This is a genomic window from Streptomyces sp. NPDC047002, assembly GCF_040704505.1.
Taxonomy (GTDB): domain Bacteria; phylum Actinomycetota; class Actinomycetes; order Streptomycetales; family Streptomycetaceae; genus Streptomyces.
Map to the genome: position 1 here is coordinate 584,273 of NZ_JBEYWC010000001.1, position 18,376 is coordinate 602,648.

Annotated in this window: 15 protein-coding genes and 1 pseudogene; 9 read left to right on the plus strand and 7 right to left on the minus strand. The window is 73.9% G+C overall.

Features of this window, described 5'->3' with window-relative positions; all coding sequences use genetic code 11:
* Positions 1-9: 9 nt before the first annotated feature.
* Together AB0910_RS02590 and AB0910_RS02595 are read left to right on the plus strand one after the other, a co-directional pair.
* Positions 10-1,503: a sialate:H+ symport family MFS transporter gene (locus AB0910_RS02590; RefSeq protein WP_366742629.1), complete on the plus strand. Its 1,494-nt coding sequence runs from the start codon at positions 10-12 to the stop codon at positions 1,501-1,503.
* Positions 1,504-1,859: 356 nt separating this feature from the next.
* Positions 1,860-2,759, plus strand: a complete 900-nt coding sequence (locus AB0910_RS02595) for an oxygenase MpaB family protein (protein WP_366742630.1) — start codon at positions 1,860-1,862, stop codon at positions 2,757-2,759.
* Here AB0910_RS02595 and AB0910_RS02600 read toward each other — a convergent pair.
* The 3 genes from AB0910_RS02600 to AB0910_RS02610 form a co-directional block, all read right to left on the minus strand.
* Entirely contained in the window at positions 2,756-4,174 is a 1,419-nt protein-coding gene (locus AB0910_RS02600) for an NAD(P)/FAD-dependent oxidoreductase (RefSeq protein ID WP_366742631.1), read from the minus strand. The genes AB0910_RS02595 and AB0910_RS02600 overlap by 4 nt on opposite strands.
* Positions 4,175-4,329: 155 nt before the next feature.
* The gene (locus tag AB0910_RS02605; RefSeq protein WP_366742632.1) at positions 4,330-5,151 is read right to left on the minus strand and encodes an inositol monophosphatase family protein; all 822 of its coding nucleotides are present in this window, start codon (positions 5,149-5,151) and stop codon (positions 4,330-4,332) included.
* Between the two features lies 1 nt (position 5,152).
* Complete coding sequence (locus AB0910_RS02610) at positions 5,153-6,961, minus strand: gamma-glutamyltransferase (RefSeq protein WP_366742633.1); 1,809 nt, start codon at positions 6,959-6,961, stop codon at positions 5,153-5,155.
* 488 nt (positions 6,962-7,449) lie between these two features.
* Between AB0910_RS02610 and AB0910_RS02615 the strand changes: the two genes are divergently transcribed.
* The 5 genes and pseudogenes from AB0910_RS02615 (at position 7,450) to AB0910_RS02635 (ending at position 12,063) form a co-directional block, all read left to right on the plus strand.
* Positions 7,450-9,120, plus strand: a complete 1,671-nt coding sequence (locus AB0910_RS02615) for an APC family permease (protein WP_366742634.1) — start codon at positions 7,450-7,452, stop codon at positions 9,118-9,120.
* Positions 9,121-9,268: 148 nt separating this feature from the next.
* A complete protein-coding gene (locus AB0910_RS02620) occupies positions 9,269-9,604 on the plus strand; it encodes a metalloregulator ArsR/SmtB family transcription factor (protein ID WP_366742635.1) in 336 nt (111 codons plus the stop codon).
* Entirely contained in the window at positions 9,604-10,308 is a 705-nt protein-coding gene (locus AB0910_RS02625; RefSeq protein ID WP_366742636.1) for a cation transporter, read from the plus strand. The genes AB0910_RS02620 and AB0910_RS02625 overlap by 1 nt, the downstream gene beginning before the upstream one ends.
* Positions 10,309-10,359: 51 nt before the next feature.
* Positions 10,360-10,494 (plus strand): annotated as a pseudogene (locus AB0910_RS02630) (cytochrome P450); the annotation flags it as partial.
* Positions 10,495-10,704: 210 nt separating this feature from the next.
* On the plus strand, positions 10,705-12,063 hold the full coding sequence (locus AB0910_RS02635; RefSeq protein WP_366742745.1) for a M1 family metallopeptidase: 1,359 nt from the start codon (positions 10,705-10,707) through the stop codon (positions 12,061-12,063).
* Positions 12,064-12,070: 7 nt separating this feature from the next.
* Here AB0910_RS02635 and AB0910_RS02640 read toward each other — a convergent pair whose 3' ends face one another.
* Both AB0910_RS02640 and AB0910_RS02645 read right to left on the minus strand, forming a co-directional pair.
* Positions 12,071-12,550 carry a DUF2000 domain-containing protein gene (locus tag AB0910_RS02640; protein ID WP_366742637.1) on the minus strand — a complete coding sequence of 160 codons (480 nt, stop codon included), beginning with the start codon at positions 12,548-12,550 and terminating at the stop codon, positions 12,071-12,073.
* 198 nt (positions 12,551-12,748) lie between these two features.
* Entirely contained in the window at positions 12,749-13,246 is a 498-nt protein-coding gene (locus AB0910_RS02645; protein ID WP_366742638.1) for an FBP domain-containing protein, read from the minus strand.
* Positions 13,247-13,319: 73 nt separating this feature from the next.
* Here AB0910_RS02645 and AB0910_RS02650 point away from each other — a divergent pair, with 73 nt between their 5' ends.
* Positions 13,320-13,889, plus strand: a complete 570-nt coding sequence (locus tag AB0910_RS02650; protein WP_366742639.1) for a WHG domain-containing protein — start codon at positions 13,320-13,322, stop codon at positions 13,887-13,889.
* An 89-nt stretch (positions 13,890-13,978) separates the two neighbouring features.
* Positions 13,979-15,034 carry a biotin/lipoate A/B protein ligase family protein gene (locus AB0910_RS02655; protein ID WP_366742746.1) on the plus strand — a complete coding sequence of 352 codons (1,056 nt, stop codon included), beginning with the start codon at positions 13,979-13,981 and terminating at the stop codon, positions 15,032-15,034.
* Positions 15,035-15,184: 150 nt separating this feature from the next.
* Here the strand turns inward: AB0910_RS02655 and asnB are convergent, their stop codons facing one another.
* Complete coding sequence (gene asnB / locus AB0910_RS02660) at positions 15,185-17,014, minus strand: asparagine synthase (glutamine-hydrolyzing) (RefSeq protein WP_366742640.1); 1,830 nt, start codon at positions 17,012-17,014, stop codon at positions 15,185-15,187.
* 211 nt (positions 17,015-17,225) lie between these two features.
* Entirely contained in the window at positions 17,226-18,224 is a 999-nt protein-coding gene (locus tag AB0910_RS02665; protein ID WP_366742641.1) for a TIGR03842 family LLM class F420-dependent oxidoreductase, read from the minus strand.
* Positions 18,225-18,376 lie beyond the last annotated feature (152 nt).

Here is an 18,376-nt window from a genome sequence, read left to right on the forward strand (position 1 = left end):
GAGATCACCATGGCCAACTCCCCTGCCCCCGCCGTCCCCTGGTACCGGGAGGTGAGCCGCCGGCAGTGGAAGATGTTCGCGGCGTCGTGGTTCGGCTACCTGCTCGACGGCTTCGACTTCGTCCTCATCTCGCTGGTGCTCACCGACATCACGAAGGAGTTCGGGCTCTCGGGCGTCCAGGCGGCGAGCCTCGTCTCCGCCGCGTTCATCAGCCGCTGGTTCGGCGGGCTCGCGATCGGCGCGGCAGGAGACCGGTTCGGCCGGCGCCCCGCGATGATCATCAGCATCCTGCTGTTCTCCCTCGGATCGCTCGCCTGCGCACTCGCGCCGTCGTACGGCGTGCTGTTCGCCTCCCGGATCGTCATCGGCCTCGGTATGGCAGGCGAGTACGGGGCGAGCTCCACCTATGTGATCGAGGCCTGGCCGAAGCGCCTGAAGAACAAGGCCAGCGGCTTCCTCATCTCCGGGTCCGCCGTGGGCACCATCCTGGCGGGCCAGGTCTTCCGGCTCGTCGTGCCCGAGTACGGCTGGCGGGCGCTGTTCGCCGTCGGCCTCGTCCCGATCGCGATCACCCTCTGGCTCCGCCGCAGCCTGCCGGAGCCCGAGGACTGGAAGAGGGCCCACCGCCGCGGCGGAGCACCCGACGGCGCCGCCGCGCAGAACGTCTTCGCCGTGCTGTTCACCGGGCGGTTCCGGGTCCTCAACACGGTCGCGTCCTTCGCCGCGATGGCGCTCCTGCTGCTCGTCTTCACCGGTCGGCTGCGGGGGCTCGCGGTCGCCGGAGCCGCCGTGCTGATCGGCGCCGTCTTCGTCTCGTTCATGGTGCAGTTCGGGGGGCGGCGGTGGCCGCTCATCGTCACCGTGACGGTCACCGTCCTGGCCGCCTTCCTCTACTCGTGGCCGATGCAGGCTCTCCTGCCCACCTACGCCGCGACCGAGCTGCACTACAACCCGGCGCAGATCGCCGACGTCGTGTTCTTCGCCGGGTTCGGGAACGCGATCGGCTGCTGCGTCGCCGGCTTCAGCGGTGACAGGTTCGGGACGCGGCGGGCGTACGTGGGCAGCCTCCTGCTGTCGCAGGTGCTCATCTTCCCGGTGTTCGCGATCGGCGGCACCCGGCTTGTCGTGCTCGGGGCGCTGCTCCTGCTCCAGCAGCTGTTCGGGCAGGGCATCTCCGGCCTCCACCCGAAGTGGATCAGCGGCTTCTTCCCGGCCGGGCAGCGGGCGGCCGGCCTGGGGTTCACCTACAACGTCGGCGCCCTCGGCGGCGCGATCGCCCCGGTGCTCGGCGCGTCGATCGCGAGCCGGCTCTCCCTCGGCTTCGCGCTGCCCTTGCTGTCGTTCTCGCTGACGTTCGTCGTGATCCTGCTCATCGGATGCAACGTCCCCGCGCTCGTCCAGCGCCGGATCCACCCGGACGCCTCGCTCCCGACGGACTTCACGCGCAACGGCCTGCTCGGCGACGACGACACCGCGCCGGCCTCCGCCCGCGCCCCCGCCTGATCGCCCGCGAAGCCCGGGGGCCCGCCGGGAAGAACACGCAACACGCCCCGGCCGGGGCTACGTTGGACCGGTCAGCAGGCGATCCCCGCGTGGCTCGCGGTGGTGCCCGGGTGGATCGACCCCGCAGCGCTCGCCGGTCCCCGGGACGGCGCTCCGCTCGGGCCGCTGTACTGGCCGGGACTGCGCGTGGTCGGGGGCAGTCGTGGTGGCAGGTGCGGCGGGCCGACCCCGCGGACGCCGTGGCCTGCGGGCGCGTGTTCGGCACCAACCCGCTGTGCGCGCTGCTCGTGCTCACGGCCGTGCTCGCCGGGCGGGTCGGTACCCTCGGCTGAGGGACACGGACCCTGGAGGTACGGGTGGGACTGCGGGAGAGGATCGCGGCAGAGCTCACTGCGGCGACGCACGGCGGGGATCTCCGGCTCGACCGGTACGCGGAGCCGCCCGGCGACCCCGGTCTCCTCGGGATCGCGCCCGGTGACCCGGTGTGGCGCGTGCACGGGCAGGCCACCGGGATGCTGACCGGCGGGTTCGCCGCGCTCATGCTCCAGTCGCTGCACCCGCTCGCCATGGCGGGCGTCGACCAGCACTCCGACTTCCGCGCCGACCCGGTCGGGCGACTCAACGGTACGGTGCGGTTCGTCACCGCGACCACCTTCGGCTCGTCGGCCGCCGCCCGCGAGGCGATCGACCTGGTCCTGCGGATCCACACCCGGGTGCACGGCACCGCCCCTGACGGCAGGCCGTACCGCGCGGACGACCCCGACCTGCTGACCTGGGTGCACACCGCCGAGGTCCGCTGCTTCCTCGCAGGCCACCAGGCCTACGCGCCCCGGCGGCTCCGGCTCGGCCCCGCGGAGTGCGACGCCTACTACCGCCAGGCGGCCCCCGTGGCCGAGGCGCTGGGCGCGCGGGGCGTGCCGCGCACGTCCCACGAGGTGGAGCGCTGTCTGGCCCGGCTGCGCCCCGAGCTCCGCGCGACCCCCGCCGCGCTCGACTCGGTGCTGTTCCTCCGCGGCTTCGGCCGCACGCGCAGGGAACGGCTGGTCGTCGGCCGGCTCATGAACGCGTCGGTCGGGCTGCTCCCCGGCTGGGCGCGCGCCGAACTCGGCATCCGTCGCCCTGCCCCCGTCCGCGCCGGCTGGGACCGGCCGCTCGCGACGGCCGTGGGACGCGTCCTCCAGTGGGGCCTCGGCCCCTCCCGGATCCAGGCGGCCGCGCGGGGGCGGCTCGCCGGGGCGCGGCGGGAGTCGCCCTAGCGGCTCCTGCGCAGGCTGCGCCACACGGCCTTGGCCGCGTTGTGGCCGCTCATGCCGTGCACGCCGGGGCCCGGCGGGGTGGCGGAGGAGCAGAGGAAGACCGCGGGGCGGGGGGTGGAGTACGGCGAGAGCGAGAGCTTGGGCCGCAGCAGCAGCTGGAGGCCCTGCGCGGCGCCGCACGCGATGTCCCCGCCCACGTAGTTGGCGTTGCGCTGGGCGAGCTGCGGGGGCCCCGCCGTGGCCCGCGCGAGCACCAGGTCGCGGAAGCCGGGGGCGAAGCGGTCGAGTTGGCGCTCGACCGCGTCCGTCAGGTCGCCCTTCCAGCCGTGCGGGACATGGCCGTACGCCCAGAAGACGTGCTTGCCCTCGGGGGCGCGCGAGGGATCGGCAAGGGTGGGCTGCGCGGTGATCAGGAACGGGGTCTCGGGGGCCGTGCCGCCGTACGCCTGCTTCAGGGCGCGGCCGATCTCGCCGCTGGTGGGGCCGATCTGGACGGTTCCCGCGCGGCGCGGCGCCTCGGCCGTCCACGGCATGGGCCCTTCGAGCGCGTAGTCGATCTTGAAGACGCTCGGCCCGTACCGGTACGCGTCGTAGTGGCGGCCGAGGCCCGCGATGCGGGCGAGCGCGGTGGGCGAGGTGTCGAAGACGTAGGCGCGGGCGGGCGGCAGGTCGTCGAGGCGCTTGACCTCGAAGTCGGTGTGGACGGCGCCGCCGCACGCACGCAGGTAGCCGGCGAGGGCGTCCGAGATCGCCTGCGAGCCGCCGCGCGCCACGGGCCAGCCGCCCGCGTGCGCGGCGAGCGCGAACATCAGAGCGACGCCGCCCGTCGCGAGGCCGTTGAGCGGGGAGATGACATGCGCGGTGAGCCCCGCGAACAGCGCCTTCGCCCGCTCGTCGAAGAAGCGCCGCACCAGCCAGCCGTACGGCGGCAGTCCGGCGACGGCGAAGCGGGCGAGGGTGGCGGTGTCCCGGGGCAGCCCGCGCGGCGGCAGGGTGAGGAAGTCGGCGGCGAGCGCGTCCCACCGGCCGAGGAAGGGCGCCACGAGCCGCCGGTAGGCGCCCGCGTCGCGCGGCCCGAACGAGGCGGCCGTCTCGGCGACCGACCTGGCGAGCACGGCGGCGGTGCCGTCGTCGAAGGGGTGGGCCATGGGCAGTTCGGGGTGCAGCCAGGTCAGCCCGTGCCGTTCGAGCGGCATGGCGTTGAAGGCGGGCGACCCGGCGCCCAGCGGGTGCACGGCGGAGCACGGGTCGTGCCGGAAGCCCGGCAGGGTCAGCTCCTCGGTGCGGGCTCCCCCGCCGACCGTGGCGGCGGCCTCGAACACCGCGACGGACATCCCGCGCCTGGCGAGCTCGACAGCGGCGGTCAGCCCGTTGGGGCCCGCGCCCACGACGACGGCATCGAGCATCGACGGCACCTTCGGACTCCTTCGTCAGCCGGCGGCTTGGGTCCTCAGGATATTCCGGCGGCCGGGCGGCGGCGGCAGCGGTACGGCCCGGCGCACCCCGCGCCCGGCCGCGGGGGCGCTCCGGCACCGGGGCGCCTCCCCGTCCCGCAGGGGGCGCCCGCCGCTCAGCCGCCCAGCAGGATCCGCCGCACGTGCCGGGCCGTCGCCTCGGTGCGGGCCGCGGTGAACGGCAGGGCGTTGCCGCCGGTGATGCGGTACGGCTCGCCGCTGAGCGTGAGGTGGGCGCCGCCCGCCTCGGTGACGAGCAGCAGCCCGGCCGCGTGGTCCCACGCGTACTCCCAGCTGTACGCGACGGCGTCGAGGCCGCCGGTGGCGACGGCGAGGTAGTCGAGGCCGGCTGAGCCGCTGCCGCGGGTCGTGGCACCGGAGCGTTCCAGGCCGAGCAGGGCCCGCTTCTGCCCGGGCGAGGTGTAGTCGGGGTGGGACATGGAGACCCGCAGCTGCCGTCCCGGCTCGGGCGGCCCCGGCCGCAGCGCGGCGCCGTCGAGGGTGGCGCCCCGGCCGCGCACCGCGACGGCCATCCGGTCGGTCGCGGGGGCGTACGTCCAGGACGCGAGCACCTCGCCGTAGCGGGCGAGCGAGACGAGCGTGCAGAAGTCCGGCCGCCCGGAGACGAACACCCGGGTGCCGTCGACGGGATCGACGATCCACACGGGCGCGTCGCCCTCCAGCGCGTCGTACGCGGCGGGGTCGGCGTGCACGGTCTCCTCGCCGACCACGGCCGAGCCGGGCAGCAGCGCGGTCAGCTCGCGCGTCAGATAGGCCTCGGCGCCCCGGTCGGCGACGGTGACCAGGTCGTGCGGGCCGTTCTTCTCCGAGATGTCGTCGGCCGACAACTGCCGGTAGCGCGGCATGATCTCGGCGGCCGCCGCGGCCCTGACCACCGCCTCGACTGCGCCGCTCGCGGGGACGCGGAAGCCCGGCACGTCAGCGGCCCACCGCGTAGCCCTGCATGCCGCGCGGGTTCGCGGCGGCGGACAGCACCCCGGTCCCCGGGTCGCGTGCGACGGCGCACAGCCTGCCCTCCGACCAGTCGTCGCCGACCGTCACCTCGTGTCCCCTGCGCCGCAGTTCGGCGACGACCTCCGGGTCGGTGCGGCCCTCGACGGTGAGCGATCCGGGGACCATCCCGCGCGGGTAGAAGGAGCCGGGGAAGGCGTCGGTGTGCCAGTTGGGTGCGTCGATGGCGCCCTGGAGGTCGTATCCGCCGCGCACCCGGCCGCGCAGGACGAGCGCGAGGAAGAAGTGCAGCTGCCACTGGTCCTGCTGGTCGCCGCCCGGGGTACCGAAGGCGAGGGCGGGCACGCCGTCGCGCAGGGCGAGCGAGGGGCTGAGGGTGGTGCGCGGACGGCGGCCCGGCGTCAGGGAGTTGGGCAGTCCCTCGTCGAGCCAGGCCATCTGGAGGCGGGTGCCGAGGGGGAAGCCGAGTTCGGGCACGACCGGGTTGGACTGGAGCCAGCCGCCGCTCGGGGTGGCGGAGACCATGTTGCCCCAGCGGTCCACGATGTCGATGTGGCAGGTGTCGCCGCGGGTGGTGCCGTCCTTCGCGACGGTGGGCTCGCCGACGCCCGCCAGGGGCGGCGGCAGGTGCCCGGCCCCGCCGGCGGCGACGGCGGTGGCGTGCGCGCTGATCGCGGGGGTGCGGCCGTCCGGGCTGCCGGGCCGCAGCTCCCGGGAGGCCGACGCGCCGACAAGGGCGCGGCGGCCCGCGTTGTACTCCTCGGAGAGCAGGGCGTCGAGGGGGACGTCGACGGCGTCGCCGTACCAGGCCTCGCGGTCGGCCATGGCGAGCTTGGTGCCCTCGACGAGGCGGTGCACGAAGTCGGCCGAGCCGTGAGCGGGCAGGTCGGCGGCGCGCGGCGGCAGCAGCGCGAGCTGCTGGAGCAGCACAGGGCCCTGGCTCCAGGGGCCCGCCTTGCAGAGGGTCCAGCCGTCCCACTCGTAGGTGGCGGGCTCCTCGTACGCGGCGGACCAGCCGGCGAGATCGGCGGCGGTGAGGGTGGAGGTGTGGCGCTCGCCCGTGGTGTCCATGGTGGGCCGGGCGGCCTGGGCGACGATCGCCTCGGCGACGAAGCCCTCGCGCCAGATCCGGCGGGCGGCGTCGATCTGGGCCGCGCGGTCGGCGCCGCCCTCGGCCTCGGCCTCGGCGGTCAGCCGCCGCCAGGTGGCGGCGAGCGCCGGATTGCGCCACAGCTCGCCGGGGCGTGGCGCGCGGCCGTGGGGCAGGTAGAGGTCGGCCGAGGTGGTCCACTCCGTCTCGAACAGCTCGCGCACGGTCTCGACGGTGGCGCCCACCCGCTCGACCGGGGCATGGCCGTCCTCGGCGTAGCCGATCGCGAAGCGGAGGACCTCTGCGAGGCTCCGGGTGCCGTGGTCGCGCAGCAGGGTCATCCAGGCGTCGAAGGCGCCGGGCACGGCGGCGGCGAGCGGGCCGGTGCCCGGCACCAGGTCGAGGCCGAGGGAGCGGTAGTGCGCGGCGGTGGCGCCCGCGGGCGCCACCCCCTGGCCGCACACCACGCGCACGGGCCCTTCTGCCGGGGCGAGGATGATGGGCGCCTCGCCGCCGGGGCCGTTGAGGTGCGGCTCGACGACGTGCAGCACGAAGGCGCCGGCGACGGCGGCGTCGTAGGCGTTGCCGCCGCCCTCCAGGACCGCCATCGCGCTCTGGGAGGCCAGCCAGTGGGTGGACGCCACCATGCCGAAGGTGCCCTGCAGGGTCGGCCTGGTCGTGAACATGCGCTGTGCACCTCGCCTCTCGTCGTACGGGCCGCGGACGGACCCGGAGGCCGCGGCCGCGACCCGGCCGTCCCGTCCCTCGGCGGGACGCGAACGGGCCGGTCGGCAGCCTATCGACCCGCAGGGTCCGCCCGGCCCCGCGTCCGTACCGCGGGCGGAAGCGGAACAGCGCGGCCGGGGCTGCCGTCCGAGGCGGCGGCCGGGAGGGTGCGGAACCGGGCGCAGGGGCGGAAGGCAAAGACGTGTCCTCCGCGTGGCACGACCGTGTCCCGATCGAGAGATTGTGCGCCCGGGCCCGGGGCAGAAGCTCCCGGATCATGCGCGGATCCATGGGCGAAAAGGCGCAACCGACCATGAAACCCGCCACGCCGTCCCGAGTCGCCCCATCAGGGAAATCCCAGGTCAGAGACTTGATCCCGACTCGGATGAGTGTGTAGGGATGAGAGCCGCACGCAGGCCAGTCAGGCACAGGGAAAAGAGAAGAACGCATGACCACGATTGAGAAACCGCCGGAGGGGAGCGCGGAACAGCCGCGGCTGCGCCGGGACATGGGCCGGGTCAGCCTGCTGTTCGCCGGCGTGGGATCCATCATCGGCTCCGGCTGGCTCTTCGGTGCCCTGAACGCCGCCAAGCTCGCGGGGCCCTCGTCCATATTCTCGTGGGCGATAGCCGCGGTGATGATCGTCCTGATCGGGCTGTGCTTCGCCGAACTCGGCACGATGTTCCCGCTGTCGGGCGGGGTGGTGCGCTTCCCGCACCTCTCGTTCGGTTCCTTCGCGAGCTACACGATGGGCTGGATCACCTGGATCGCGGCGGCCACGGTGGCGCCGATCGAGGTGGAGGGCGCGCTCCAGTACGCCACGAAGTGGGCCCACTTCACCGACTACCACCCGGCGAACGGCGCCTACACGCTCACCGGCCTCGGCTATGTGATCGCCGTCCTCGCCATGGCGTTCTTCGTCGCGCTGAACTACTACGGCATCCGGTGGTTCGCGCGGGTGAACAACGTCCTGGTGTGGTGGAAGCTCGTGGTCATCCTCGTGGTGATCGTGGCGTTCCTGGTGACCGCGTTCCACGGGCACAACTTCGGCGCCAAGGAGTACGGCGGCTTCGCGCCCGGCGGCGCCAAGGGCATCTTCACCGCCATCTCCACGGCCGGTATCACCTTCTCGTTCCTCGGCTTCCGGCAGGGCGTCGAGCTGGCGGGCGAGACGGACAACCCGAAGCGCAACGTGCCCTTCGCCGTGATCGGCTCCGTGCTGCTGACCGGCGTCATCTACGTGCTCCTCGAAGTCGCCTTCATCGGCGCCGTACCCAAGCACGACCTGACGTCCTCGCACGGCTGGCTCAACCTCGCCTTCGCCAACGACTTCGGCCCGCTCGCGGCCATCTCCAGCGCGATCGGCCTCGGCTGGCTCGCGTACGTGCTGTACGTGGACGCGGTCATCTCCCCCGCGGACACGGGCCTGATCTACACGACGGTGACCGCCCGCATCTCGTACGCGATGGCCCGCAACAAGAACGCGCCCGAGGGGCTGGCGAAGGCGACCAGGCGCGGTGCGCCGCTGGTCAGCCTGATCGTCACGTTCGTCATCGGCCTGATCGTGTTCCTGCCCTTCCCGAGCTGGCAGGAGCTGGTCGGGTTCATCACCTCGGCGACGGTGCTCTCCTTCGGCTCGGGCCCGGTCGTGCTGGCCGCGATGCGGCGCCAGATACCCGAGCACCAGCGGCCGTTCAAGGTGCCCGGCGGGGACGTCATCCCGTTCCTCGCGCTGTACTCGGCGAACCTGATCGTGTACTGGGCCGGCTGGAACACCAACTGGAAGTTGTTCGCCACGATCGGCATCGGCTTCGTCTTCCTCGCCGCGTTCGAGATCCTCGACAAGGGCAGCGCCCCGAAGATGGACTGGAAGGCCGGCGCGACCTGGGTCATGCCGTGGCTGGTGGGGCTCGCGATCATCAGCTGGGTCGGCGACTACGACGGCGGCCTCGGCTGGATCGGGCTCGGCTGGGGCTTCGTGGTCAACCTCGCGCTCGCCGCGATCGTCTACCTGATCGCCCTGCGGGTGAAGCTGCCGCAGAACCGCGTCCTCGAACACATCGAGGAGGCGCGCGAGGAGAGCCGCATCGAGGAGGAGGAGCTGGGCACGGCCCACTGACACCTCCCCCCTCGGCACCACCCCGCCGACCGGACTGTGCGCGGCACCCCCTGCGGGTCGCCGCGCACAGCCATGCGGGGCCGAGCCGGGGCACCTGTCGGATGGTTCACGGTTTCCTGAATTCAAGGTTTCGTGTACCGTCGTTGCCATGCTGACGCTCGCCCCCGAGGTCGAGGTGCTCGCGCGCTTCGGCCGGGCACTCGCCGACCCGATCCGCTGCCAGCTGCTGCTCGCCCTGCGCGAGGCGCCCCGGCACCCCTCCGAACTCGCCGAGGCGATCGGCACCTCGCGCTCCCGGCTCTCCAACCACCTGGCCTGCCTGCGCGACTGCGGCCTCGTGGTGGCCGTGCCCGACGGGCGCCGCACGCGCTACGAGCTGGCCGACGCGCGCCTGGGGCAGGCGCTCGACGCGCTGCGCACAGCCGTCGTCGCCGTCGAGTCCGACCGCACCTGCGCCGCCGCGGAGACCGAGGGCTGCTGCTGATGGCCGCGCCCGCCTCCCCCGCCTCCCCCGCCGCCGTGCCCACCGCCCGCCGCGAGGCGCTGACCCGGCGGGTGCGGCTCCTCGTCACGGCGACGATCGCCTACAACGTCGTGGAAGCGGCCGTCGCGCTCACGGCCGGCGCCGCCGCCTCGTCCGCCGCCCTCGTCGGCTTCGGCCTCGACTCGGTCGTCGAGGTCTCCTCCGCGGCCGCGGTGGCCTGGCAGTTCTCCGCTTCCGAGCACGCCGTGCGCGAGGCGCGCGAACGCACCGCGCTGCGCGTGACGGCGTGGTCGTTCTTCGCGCTCGCCGCCTATGTCGCCTTCGACTCCGTGCGCGCGCTCACCGGCGCGGACACCGCGGGGCACTCCCTGACGGGGACGGTGCTCGCGGCCGTGTCCCTCGTCGTCATGCCGCTGCTCTCCACGGCGCAGCGCAGGGCAGGGCGCGAACTGGGCTCCGCTTCCGCGGTGGCCGACTCCCGGCAGACCCTGCTGTGCACCTGCCTGTCGGCCGTGCTGCTGGTGGGGCTGCTCGCGCACAGCCTCGTCGGCTGGTGGTGGGCCGACCCGGCCGCGGCGCTCGTGATCGCCGCCGTCGCCGTCAAGGAGGGACGCGACGCCTGGCGCGGCGACGCCTGCTGCCCGCCGCTCGGGGCGGTCTCCGCCCCCGCGGCCGGCTGCGGGCCGGGCTGCGCCTGTTGCTGACCCGGCGCACGCGGCCCGCCGCCGCGAGGCCGGCCCGCCGGTGCGGGAGGCGCCGAGGCCGAGATCGTCCTGCGCTCGGTCCTCGCCCGCTTCCCCGGCATCCGGCTCGCCGTGCCGCCGCGTGAGCTGTGCAGGCGCCCGACCCGCCTCGTGCGCGGACTCGTCGCGCTGCCCGTGCTGCTGTGATCCGGGCCGTGTGCGGGGGCCGGGCGGTCGGGCGAGGTCAGGGCGCCTGGCCGCTCTTGTCCTGTCCCTGTCGACCGGATTAAGGTTGCCGCCTTCGCGCCGCGTCCGTCGGCCTCTCCACCCCGTACGGGAGTGCACGTGTCCGCTGTCCGCACCGCCCGCCGCCCGCGCCGCGGCCCCGCGAGGGCCGGCCGCGCCGCCGCCGCGGCCCTGGCGCTCGCCGCGCTCGTCCTGTCGTCGGGCCCGGCCCACGCGGCGGCCCCCGGCCCTGCGGGGGCGCCCGGCCAGGGCGACCCGTACTTCCCGCTGTCGGGCAACGGCGGCTACCGCGTCGGCCACTACGACCTCGGCCTCCGCTACGACCCCGCGACCCGGCACCTCGCCGGCGACGCCGTGGTCACCGCGCGCGCCACGCAGGACCTCGGCAGGTTCGACCTGGACCTGTCGGGCCTCACCGTCAGCCGCATACGGGTGGACGGGCGGACCGCGCACTGGTCGCGGCACGGCCAGGAGCTCGTCGTCACCCCGGCCCGCCGGCTGCGCGCGGGCTCCGCTTTCCGCGTCGAGGTCGGGTACGGCGGCGTGCCGCAGTACGTCACCGATCCGGACGGCTCGGCCGACGGCTGGATCGCGACCGACGACGGCGCGTTCGTCGCCGGGGAGCCGCAGGGCGCCATGTCGTGGTTCCCCTCCGACAACAACCCCAGGGACAAGGCCTCGTACGCGTTCCGTGTCACCGTGCCCGCCGGGTACACCGCGGTCTGCAACGGCGTGCTCCTCGGGCAGCGCACAGCGGGCGGCAGCACGACGTTCCGCTGGCGGCAGGACCAGCCGATGGCGAGCTACCTCGCGACCGCCACCGTGGGGAAGTTCGACGTCACGCGCTCCACCACGCGCTCGGGCATCCCGGTGTACAACGCCGTCGATCCGCGCGAGGCCGCGGACGCGGCGCCCGCGCTCGCGCGGATCCCTGACGTACTGGACTGGGAGAGCAGGCTGTTCGGCCCGTACCCGTTCTCCGCCGCGGGGGCGATCGTGGACGACGCGCACGACGTCGGCTACGCCCTGGAGACGCAGTCGCGGCCCCTGTACGACCGGGCGCCCGACATCGGCACGGTCGTCCACGAGACGGCGCACCAGTGGTTCGGCGACTCCGTCAGCCTGACCAGCTGGCAGGACATCTGGCTGAACGAGGGGTTCGCGACCTACGCCGAGTGGCTCTGGCAGGAGCAGCACGGCGGCCCCACCGCGCAGGCGGCGTTCGACCGCTTCTACGCGCAGCCCGCGACGAGCGGCCTGTGGGCGTTCCCCACGGCCGACCCGGGCGACGGCGCGCACATCTTCGCCTCCCCGGTGTACACGCGCGGCGCGATGGCGCTCCAGGAGCTGCGTACGGCCGTGGGCGACCGCGACTTCTTCGCCATCCTCAAGTCCTGGGCGGGCGAGCACCGTTACGGCCACGGGACGACGGCGCAGTTCGTCGCGCTGAGCGAGCGGGTCTCGAGCAGGCGCCTCGGGCCGCTGCTTCGCACCTGGCTCTACACGGCGGGCAGGCCCGCGGCGCCGTGAACGGTGGTCACGGCAGCAGCGGGAGCCGTTTGACCAGCTTGTCGACGCGGCCCCGCGGGCCGACGACGCTCACCGCGCAGTAGTCGAGCGCGGCGCCGGCGCCGACCTCTTCGAGGTAGTCGGCGTAGACGCGGGTGCGCTGGGCGGCCGCCGGCATGTCGGCGACGAAGGTGCCGGGGGCCGCGGCCGCCTTGTCGCGCACCGCGCGCAGGGTCGCGGCGTCGGCGGCGAGCACGGTGCAGCCTGCCCAGGGCAGCCCCGGGTGCGCGCTGCCGTCGGCGTCGACGGCGGCGTCGCCGAGGAGGCCGCCGACCGCGTCCGCTGTGGCGGCTGCCACGCAGACCGCCGCGTTGACCGCGCGGCCGCCCGGGAGGCTCTCGTCGACCACGACGACCCACTTGAGGCGGGCGGCACGTGTCGGTGCGTTCTGGTCGATCTCGTCAGGGGCGAAGCCGACGGCTTCCGCCTCCGTAATTTCAGCGGGCACGGGCACGACTCCTGCTCGGATGTACGGATTTTCCCCGGCGAGCTTACTGATCGTTTCTGCCCGTGGGACTGCTGCCGTACATCGTCCGGCAGGAGGTTGTGCAGCGGCGGCGGGCCCGTGGTTCGTGCGGCGATCGGCCGCCCCGGCCCGCACATCTGCGGGCGGGCGCCGGCCGGGCCGCACGGCCCCCGTGGCCGGTCAGGCGGTGACCCGGCCGACGAAGGCCGTCAGGTTGCGCCGGATACGGGCGATCTTGGCGTCGAGGGACAGGGTCTCGTCGAGGCCGCGCCCGGCCGCCGTGCGCTTCTTGCCCCGCACGTAGAGCGAGCAGGCCAGGTCGGTGCAGAGGTACTGGCCGACCGTGTTGTTCTGCCGTCCCGCCTCGCCGGTCCTGCGCGCCGTCATCAGCGCGACGCCGCCTCCGGTGTGGGTCGTCACACACAGCGAGCACATGCTGCGCGCGGTGAAGCCGCGTGCGGCGCCGGAGGACGAGCGCAGCGCGAGGCCGAGCAGCCGGCCGTCCAGATCGGCCACCAGACAAGCGCGTTCGGGTGCTCCGGGGTCGCGCCAGCCCAGGAAGTCGAGATCGTCCCACGGGCGCTCGGCAAGGTCCGGCGGCATGTCCATGCGCTTCACCTCGCCCTTGGAGCAATTGACGAACGACGCACGGATCTCGGTTTCTGTCAGGGATCGCATGAGGAGCGAGGCTAACTCGCCTAATATGTCTAGGCAAAATATTTAATCGATTAGGAAGCGGACGGGAGACCCCATGGCACGCGCGGGCATCACCCCCGAGCGCCTCACCCGGGCGGCGGCGGAGCTGGCGGACGAGGAGGGCTTCGAGCACCTGACGGTCTCGGCGGTCGCCAGGCGGCTGGGCGTCCGGGACCCGAGCCTGTACGCGCACATCCGCAACGCCCGGGAGCTGAAGGAGCGGGTGGCGCTGCTCGCCCTGGAGGAGCTTGCGGACGCGGCCGCCGCCGCGGTGGCGGGGCGGGCCGGCAGGGACGCGCTGGTGGCGTTCGCCGACGCCTACCGCAGCTATGCGCTCAGCCACCCGGGCAGGTACGCGGCGGCCCGCTTCGAGCTGGACATCCGCACGGTCGCGGGCAGCGCGGCACCCCGCCACTCCGAGCTGACCCGCGCCGTCCTGCGGGGCTACGGACTGCCGGAGCCCGACGAGACCGACGCGATCCGCTTCCTGCACGGGACCTTCCACGGCTATGTGACGCTGGAGGCGCAGGGCGGTTTCCGGCACACTCCGCGCTCGGCCGACGCCTCCTGGGCGTGGCTGCTCGACACCCTGGACTTCGCCCTCAGGAACCGGCCGCGGCCCTGAGGGGCCGTGCGCGACCGGCCGCGGCGGCGCGGACGGAATGATCCCGGAGGGCGCCTGGTTCGGTTCTGCTGGAACGTGGAGGCATGGCCATGCATGGTGAGTACAAGGTGCCCGGCGGGAAACTCGTCGTCGTGGACCTCGACAGCGCCGAAGGGGCGCTGCGCGGGGTGCGGGTGGCGGGTGACTTCTTCCTCGAACCCGACGAGGCGCTCGACGCGGTCGACGCGGCCCTGGAGGGCGCGCCGGCCGACACCGACGCGGCGGGCCTCGCCGCCAGGATCGACGCCGCGCTCCCGGCAGGCACCCGCATGCTGGGCCTCACCACGGAGGGCGTCGCCGTCGCCGTGCGCCGTGCGCTCGCCCAGGCGACCGAGTGGCGGGACTACGACTGGCAGCTCGTCCACGAGCCGCCGCAGCCGCCCGCCCTGCACATGGCGCTCGACGAGGTCCTCACCGCCGAGGTGGCGGCCGGGCGGCGCCCGCCGACGCTGCGGGTGTGGGAGTGGGCGGCACCCGCCGTCGTCATCGGCAGCTTCCAGTCGCTGCGCAACGAGGTCGACTCCGCGGCCGCGCGCCGGCACGGCATCGCGGTGGTGCGGCGGATCTCGGGCGGCGGTGCCATGTTCGTGGAGCCGGGCAACACCGTCACGTACTCGCTCTCGGTGCCCGAGTCGCTGGTCAAGGGGCTGACGTTCGCAGACAGTTACCGCTATCTGGACGACTGGGTGCTCGGCGCGCTCGACGACATGGGCGTGGCAGCGTGGTACCAGCCGCTCAACGACATCGCCACCGAGGTGGGGAAGGTCGCGGGGGCCGCGCAGAAGCGGATCGTGGACGGGCGGGGCGCCGTGCTGCACCACGTGACGATGGCGTACGACATCGACGCCGACAGGATGACCGAGGTGCTGCGCATCGGCGGCGAGAAGCTCTCGGACAAGGGCACCCGCAGCGCGAAGAAGCGGGTGGACCCGCTGCGCCGGCAGACCGGGCTGCCGCGCGAGGAGGTCATCGACCGCATGATCGGCTCCTTCCGGGACCGGTACGGACTGACCGCGGGCGGAGTCACCGACGCGGAGCGGGCGCGCGCGGAGGGACTCGTCCGCACGAAGTTCGCCACACCGGAGTGGACCGCCCGCGTGCCGTGAAGCGCCGTGACGCCCGCGGTGCCCCGGCCCTTCGCGGGCCGGGGCACCGGTTCACGTCCCGTGGGCTGCGCTGCGGGCCGCGGCCTGCACCTCCGCGTCCGTACCGCCCCACCGGGCCGCCGGGGGTTCAGGCCCCGGTCGTCACGCCGTTCACACGCGGATCGTCGGGTTGTAGGCGGCGAACCACGCGCCGAGGTCGAGCGCGCGCTCCAGGACCGTGCGCTGCCGCTGGGTGATGTCCTCGGGCGCCGCCGCGGTGGCGCCGCGCAGGACCTCGCGGTCCAGCAGCCCGACGGCCGGGTGGTCGTCGGCGAGGAGTTCGGCGGCCTGGTCCTGGATGGCCGTCACATAGTTCGGGTCGAAGGTGCCGGGGTAGCCGCTCTTCTTGCGGTTCGCCACGACGTCCGGCAGCAGTTCGCGGGTCGCCGCGCGCAGCAGGCTTTTCTCCCGGCCGTCGAACGTCTTGATCGACCAGGGGGTGTTGAAGACGTACTGCACCAGACGGTGGTCGCAGAACGGGACCCGGACCTCAAGGCCGACCGCCATGCTCATCCGGTCCTTGCGGTCGAGCAGCAGCTGGACCATGCGGGTCAGGTGGAGGTGGCTGACGACGCGCATGCGGGCGTCGAGCCCGGTCTCGCCGGAGAGCGTGGGGGTCTCGGCGACGGCCGCGTGGTAGGCGTCGGCGACGTACCGGTCGAGTTCGAGCGTCTGCGCCAGTTCGCGGTCGACCTGGCGCGCGTCCCCCATCAGCGAGGGCCCGCCCGCCATCCAGGGGAAGGTGTCGGCCTCGCGGCGCTCGTCGTGGAACCACGGGTAGCCGCCGAAGACCTCGTCGGCCGACTCGCCCGACAGGGCGACGGTCGAGTGCTTCCGTACGGCGGAGAACAGCAGGTAGAGCGAGTTGTCCCGGTCGCCGATGCCGACCGGGAGGTCCCGGGCGCCGACCGCGGCCCGCCGCACGGCGGGCGCGGAGAGCGCGGCGCCGTCCAGGACGATGTCCTGGTGCGCGTTGCCCAGGTGCTCGGCGACGGCGTGCACATAGGGGGTGTCCTGGGTCGGCGAGACGTCCATCGCCTGGAAGTGCTTCTCCTGGTCGGGGAAGTCCACGGCGAAGCTGCGCACCGTCTCCCCCGCCGGTGCCAGGTGGAGTGCGGCGAGCGCGGTCAGCGCCGACGAGTCGAGCCCGCCGGAGAGCAGGGTGCAGCGCGGCACGTCGGCGACGAGCTGCCGCTTGACGATGTCGTCGAGCAGCTCCCGCACATGGGTGACGGTCTGCTCGATGCTGTCGGTGTGGGGTTCCGACCGCAGCCGCCAGTAGGTGCGGCGGTGCAGCCCCTTGCGGTCGAGCGTGATGATCTCGCCCGGCCTGACCTCGGCCATGCCCTCCCAGACGGCGGCGCCGGGTGACTTGAGGAACGAGAACAGCTCGCGCAGCCCGTCGGCGCCGACGACCGGCGACACCAGCGGGTTGGCGAGTATCGCCTTGGGCTCGGAGCCGAAGACGACGCCGTCGTCCGTCGGGTAGTAGTAGAACGGCTTGATGCCCATCCGGTCGCGGATCATCACCAGTCGCTCGGTGCGCGCGTCCCAGATTGCGAACGCATACATTCCGTTGAGCCGGTCGACCAGGGCGTCGCCCCATTCGAGGTAGCCGTGGAGGACGACCTCCGTGTCCGAGTCGGTGTCGAACCGGTGGCCCGCCGCGCGCAGTTCCTCGCGGAGTTCGGTGAAGTTGTACGCCTCGCCCGAGTAGACCATCGTCACGTCGCCCTCGGGCGTCCGGACCGTCATGGGCTGGGCGCCGCCGGGGAGATCGATGACCGCGAGCCGCCGGTGGCCGAGGGCCGCGTGGTGGTCGAGCCAGGTCCCGGAGGCGTCAGGGCCACGGCAGGACATGGTCTGGGTCATCGCGTCGACTTCGGCGCGGTTGAGGGTCAGGTCACGCTGGTACGCGACCCATCCCGTGATGCCGCACATGGTGCACCTCGTTTCCGTCGCAAAGGTTGCCTGAGGGAACCACTTCCCGTGCCGACGGGGTACCCACACTCTTTGCGAGCAGTCGCCTACGTGGCGTTCCTAACAGCAAAGTTCTGGTCAGGCGATATTGACCCGGGCCCCGGCGGGTGCAAGCGCGCAGCCCGCCGAGAGCCTCATGAGGCGTGCGTGGCAGGCGAGTTGGGGCGACCCGTCAGCCGAGCACGGGGACGACCAGGTCGCCGTACGCGTCGATGGTCGCCTCCTTGGCGTCGTGCATCGCGTAGAGCGCGAACTGGTCGACGCCGAGGTCCGCGAGGGCGCGCAGCTTCGCGCGGTGGGCCGCGGCGTCGCCCAGCACGCAGAAGCGGTCCACGACGGCGTCGGGCACGAAGTCGGCCGAGGGGTTGCCCGCCCTGCCGTGGTGCGCGTAGTCGTAGCCCTGCCGCTGCTCGATGTAGTCGGTCAGCTCGGCGGGGACGGCGCCGGAGCGCGCGCCGTACCGTGCGACCAGGTCGGCGACGTGGTTGCCGACCATCCCGCCGAACCAGCGGCACTGCTCGCGCGCGTGCGCCAGGTCGTCGCCGACGTACGCGGGGGCCGCGACGCACACGGTGAGGGCGGCCGGGTCGCGGCCCGCCTCGGCGGCCGCGGCCCTGGCCGCCCCGATCATCCACTCCGCCAGATACGGGTCGGCGAGCTGGAGGATCAGCCCGTCGGCGACGCGCCCCGCGAGCGCCAGCGCCCGCGGCCCGTACGCGGCCATCCACACCGGCAGGCGGCCGTCGCGCACCCAGGGCAGTCGCAGCGCACGCCCGTCCACCCGGGCCTCACGGCCCTCCGCGAGGTCGCGGATGGCGCCGATCGCCTCGCCGAGCCTGGCCAGGGTCTCGGGGGCGCGGCCCGCGACGCGCACCGCCGAGTCGCCGCGGCCGATCCCGCAGACCGTGCGGTTGCCGTACATGTCGTTGAGCGTCGCGAAGGTGGACGCGGTCACCTCCCAGGCCCTGGTCGCCGGGTTGGTCACCATCGGGCCCACCACGAGGTGCCGGGTCTCGGCGAGCACGCGGCTGTGGATGACGAACGGCTCCTGCCACAGCACGGCGGAGTCGAAGGTCCAGCCGTACCGGAAGCCGGCCGACTCGGCCCGGCGCATCAGGTCGACGACGGCGCGGGCCGGCGGGTCCGTCTGAAGGACGAGTCCGAAGTCCATCGGGGTGCCTCCCGGGTCCGGCAGCGGTGGGCTGCGGGCCGGGACCGCGGCGGCCCCGGCCTGCGGAGAGCCTGCCACACGGGACAGCGGACAACCGTCCGGTTTCCGCCGTTTTCCGCCGTTCGGGGCACGGCACGCGTACGGGCGGTGCG